We start from the raw sequence: 3,958 nt of genomic DNA, 5'->3' as shown, positions 1-3,958 counted from the left end.
GTAACTCCGGTCGGGCTACGCCCTCCCTGCGTCACGAGCCCGGCGAAGCTCTCTCATCCTGATTGACGCTGCACTTCCATCCTGATTGCCGCGCCGCAGCCTCCAGCCCAATTCGCTTTACTGCAAAGCCAAGCCTCTCGAAAAACTCGACTAAAGCGTCGGGTTCGCTCGCGACCTTCGCCTCCTTCAGGATCTTACCCTGGGCATCCACAACGCAAACGCTCGACAGTTCCAATGACACGTCGATTCCGGCATAGTTCTCCACGGCTGTCCTCCGTCTCTAGATGCTTGGGGCCGACTCAAGTCGTGACCCCGTTTCATCATCTATCGGGGGACAGCCACCATCATGACCCCTTGCTCGGAGCAGGGCCCATTACGGCATCTAGTTAACTGTCGGACGCTTCGGCGAGCCCAATCAGCTTCGGCATCTATCATCGTCGCTCGTTGGGATTAACTCGAGCGGCGCTCTTGCGCAGTCGACGAAGATGTTGGTGCGGACCTCGGAAGAGACTAGTTGGAAGAACGAGCAGGCAGCTGCCTCTGGGCCTGTAGAGTACCATGGATACTGCATGGCCGGTACATCGCAGCGAGCGTACGCCCTCTTAGCAGCACCCCGCGCCGAGTTAGTCCCCCATGCAGGTCTATCCAGCGCTGAACTTCGGCCGGATACATTGAGTACAGACTCTCAGTGGCTGCCCTGTTTGGCAACCTGCTGTCGTGCGGCCCCGCGTCATAGGCGGCATGAAAAAGAAGCTCGGCGCGATGAGTTACACAAATCCTATCCCGAGGAATCGCACCCAGAACAATTGTGCAGGCCGACGCACAATATCCGTCGATTACAATCACATCGCCTGCCGCGCGTAGGGCCTGGTATCGCACCACATAATCTCCGATCCGGCCGCCAGGATCATCCACTATCCGAACTGCGGCGGCACGCGCTTCAGTCTTCACCAGCAGGGTTGGCGCTGAAACCGTCACCATACAAATCGCAACGAACACTCGAACCGAATTCACACCTAACTCCCGGGATATGAGAGCGGAGCCTCCGCCCGCGGACGACCGGATCGAATCGCTTGTATCGTCTGGTCGTTCTCGCCGAATCACCGAAAAACACGGTACCGGCGACCTTCGCATGCGTTGATCCAACCATCGGAACAAGCCGATCATATCAACGTATAAGGGACTTCGAACTGGAAGCGCGGCTACAACCCACCGAGCCGAGCCGAGCCGAGCCGAGCCGAACCGAGCCGAGCATGTGCGTATGCGGATGGGCCTTTGGTGAGGCTCGCATGCGGTGGGTAAAGCGGTGGGGGACCTTCGTCAATAAAGGGGTTTCACCCGTTGTTCTGAACTCGAGCTTCGAATGGTCGATAGCGGATGAAAACAATGGAAGAGAACCGTCCCTGGTGGGACGCTCGAATTCACATTCGAGTGGGACATTGAGAGGTTGTCTCAGGTGGGTTCAACTCCCGCTCTCTTCCGCCACTTTCTGCATAAATTCGCGGTAAATGGCCGGCATTTTGTTTGGCTATAGGGGTTTCAGAGGATCCGACATGAAGCACTCGCTCACCTCGTTGCACATGGTTGCATTCCTGATACTGGCGTTGCTGAGCGTTCCGGCGAGAGGCCAGGACCAAACGATTATTGTGGCGTCGACAACGTCGCAGACTCGGGTCTGTTTCGCTACTTGTTACCGATTGTTCAGCAGAGGACCGGCATCCAGGTCAAGGTGGTTGCGCAAGGCACGGGGCAGGCACTTGACACAGGACGTCGCGGCGACGCCGACGTGGTCTTTGTTCATGCCAGAGGAGCCGAAGAAAAGTTCGTAGCCGACGGGTCCGGTTTGAAGCGGTATCCGATCATGTATAACGACTCGTGTTGATCGGCCCCAAGGACGATCCGGCAGGTATTAAGGGCCGCGACATTGTGGCGGCGCTGCAAATTATAAAAGAAAGGGGCGCGCCTTTCATTTCCCGCGGGGACCGGTCCGGAACTCACCTTGCCGAGCTTGGCCTCTGGAAGGAAGCAGGCGTCGAACTCACGGGTCTGCGCGGTGCGCGGTACAAAGAGATAGGGCAGGGCATGGGTGCAGCGCTGAACAACGCCGCGTCATCGAACGCATACGTAATTTCAGACCGCGGCACTTGGCTGGCGTTTAAAAATCGGGGCGATCTTACTATTCTGGTCGAAAGCGATAAGCGGCTCTTCAACCAGTATGGTGCAATACTGGTCAATCCGACGAAATACGCTTCCGTGAATCAGGTCGCGGGCCAACGCTTCATAGATTGGCTAATTTCGCCGGAGGGACAAAAGGCAATCGCCGACTTCAAACTTGGCGGTGAGCAACCGTTCTATCCGAATGCAAATGACCCTAATGCTTGAGGGTCACGAACTGAACTCGCCCTTCCAAGACTCAAAACGAACGAGACTGAACCACTTCGGCTGGCAAGTCTTTGGAACCTGAAGCGGTCTCAGCTCATGCTCCCGGGCATGAAGCACCTCACCTGTGGACGCCCGTCGAGATAGTGCTTCCAAACCATCGTACGGCCGAAGCGGTTCGGTCCTGTCACAAGGGCGCCGTCTGGTACTTCAACCCATGCGTCGTCGATGCGCACCCGATAACGACCCCGATCCGATTCCCAATCCACATCGGCAACCATATAGCCGTCAGCGTCCGTGCAGCACTTTCCAGAACCCGCTTGAAGACTCTCAAACCATGGCTTCAGCGGAGAGTTTGCAAATCGGCCATCATCATGAGCAGCCGCTGATGTCGCGAGTACGGCTAAACCAAACGCCAACCCCGCAATTCTAGCCTCGAACATCGTTGGCCTCCACCATTTGCTTCGGGTGACGTCAGGTTTGCTCTGTTGAAGTCTCGGGTGGACCACTTGTCCGTCTCCAGGAGCTATCTTCCTATTATCTACTGGAGCTTGCGATGCGCCGGGCCTGCATAGGCTCCGTGCCCCTCCCGAATCCCTAGTGAAGCGCTGCCGTCATAATGGCGAACTGGCCTTGCGTATGCTCCATGTGCGTCCCGAATCCCCATCGAAACGCTCCCATAAAGACTTGCGGAACTCGTTGATGATGGTGTCTCAAAACACTGGGCTCCGATTCCTAACGCGGTCGCCAAGCACTGTTTCTCACTCGTAAAGCCGCAATCTGAACCGTGCGTATAGAACACCATGCAGTAATGCTCAGCCGACGGAGCCGAGCGTCCCAATGCCGGTTCGCTCAACAAAGAAGCGAAAAGCAAAATTGGAAGCGCAGCGGCCGCGGTCAACACCGAACAACGAATACTCTTCATCGGAATCTCCTCGACTTATCCAACGACCAACGTTGACATACGGGCAAGAGAAATCGATCGTCTATCGGCTTAATGCAGTTAATACGCGGGTATAGTTGAGAATGCCTGTTGGGACGAGGGCTGCAGCTCGTAGGCATTTGTGCTATCGGAATGCAAGCGCGCCATTGGTGCCAGCTCAAGGCTGCGGGCCATTATGGCAGCGCCAAATTGCCATGAATGAGAGAGTTCGGGCCGCGGTCTCGCCAATGGGCTGGAGATCGCCACAATCGCTTCGTTATGATCAGTCATACCTTGATATGAGCGACTTCCCGCGAATGTTGTATGGACCGATACGGGGGCGCACGAGAGGATCGTTGCGAGGCCAATAACTCTTGGCCGCGCAATAGGGTCGCTCCACGTGTGGCGTAGGGCAACGGGAGGTCGGCGGGACATGAGGCTATTGCGAATCTCGCTCGCGACGTGTCGAATGAGGGTGGAAAGTTTATCAAACGCAGGGGGATGTGACGTGCTCAGGAAAATATTTGCATTGTCGCTGTGTCTCGGCGGTGCGCTGGTAGAGCTGGTCCCGCTTGTCTGAACAGACTTTCCGCGTCGATAAGTGGAGCCTCTGCCGAGATTAGGCCGCCACGCGGAGCGGCGGAAGGTTGAAGTAGG

The 3,958-nt window shown here is 56.5% G+C and carries 3 protein-coding genes, 1 tRNA gene and 2 pseudogenes; 2 read left to right on the top strand and 4 right to left on the bottom strand.

Annotated elements, in window-relative coordinates; genetic code table 11:
- Positions 1 to 97: 97 nt before the first annotated feature.
- Both IVA82_RS01345 and IVA82_RS01340 read right to left on the bottom strand, forming a co-directional pair.
- Positions 98 to 265: pseudogene (locus IVA82_RS01345) on the bottom strand (IS110 family transposase); the annotation flags it as partial.
- Positions 266 to 510: 245 nt separating this feature from the next.
- Positions 511 to 981, bottom strand: a complete 471-nt coding sequence (locus tag IVA82_RS01340) for a hypothetical protein (RefSeq protein ID WP_247386451.1) — start codon at positions 979 to 981, stop codon at positions 511 to 513.
- 407 nt (positions 982 to 1,388) lie between these two features.
- On the opposite strand from IVA82_RS01340, the gene IVA82_RS01335 reads away from it, so the two are divergent.
- Both IVA82_RS01335 and IVA82_RS01330 read left to right on the top strand, forming a co-directional pair.
- Positions 1,389 to 1,485, top strand: a tRNA-OTHER gene (locus IVA82_RS01335).
- A 68-nt stretch (positions 1,486 to 1,553) separates the two neighbouring features.
- Positions 1,554 to 2,382 (top strand): annotated as a pseudogene (locus IVA82_RS01330) (substrate-binding domain-containing protein).
- 89 nt (positions 2,383 to 2,471) lie between these two features.
- Here the strand turns inward: IVA82_RS01330 and IVA82_RS01325 are convergent.
- Both IVA82_RS01325 and IVA82_RS01320 read right to left on the bottom strand, forming a co-directional pair.
- A complete protein-coding gene (locus IVA82_RS01325; RefSeq protein WP_247386359.1) occupies positions 2,472 to 2,822 on the bottom strand; it encodes a hypothetical protein in 351 nt (116 codons plus the stop codon).
- Between the two features lie 98 nt (positions 2,823 to 2,920).
- Positions 2,921 to 3,304, bottom strand: coding sequence for a DUF3551 domain-containing protein (locus IVA82_RS01320; protein WP_247386357.1), 384 nt, complete (start codon positions 3,302 to 3,304; stop codon positions 2,921 to 2,923).
- Positions 3,305 to 3,958 lie beyond the last annotated feature (654 nt).

Source organism: Bradyrhizobium sp. 142 (genome assembly GCF_023074015.1).
GTDB lineage: Bacteria > Pseudomonadota > Alphaproteobacteria > Rhizobiales > Xanthobacteraceae > Bradyrhizobium.
The sequence above is the reverse complement of the archived record's forward strand: the minus strand, read 5'-3'. Positions and strand labels throughout refer to the sequence as shown.

What these genes read in the sequence shown, in the direction of transcription:
- IVA82_RS01320 (WP_247386357.1), bottom strand. Translation starts at nt 3,304, where the DNA reads ATGAAGAGTATTCGTTGTTCGGTGTTGACCGCGGCCGCTGCGCTTCCA.
- IVA82_RS01340 (WP_247386451.1), bottom strand. Translation starts at nt 981, where the DNA reads ATGGTGACGGTTTCAGCGCCAACCCTGCTGGTGAAGACTGAAGCGCGT.
- IVA82_RS01325 (WP_247386359.1), bottom strand. Translation starts at nt 2,822, where the DNA reads ATGTTCGAGGCTAGAATTGCGGGGTTGGCGTTTGGTTTAGCCGTACTC.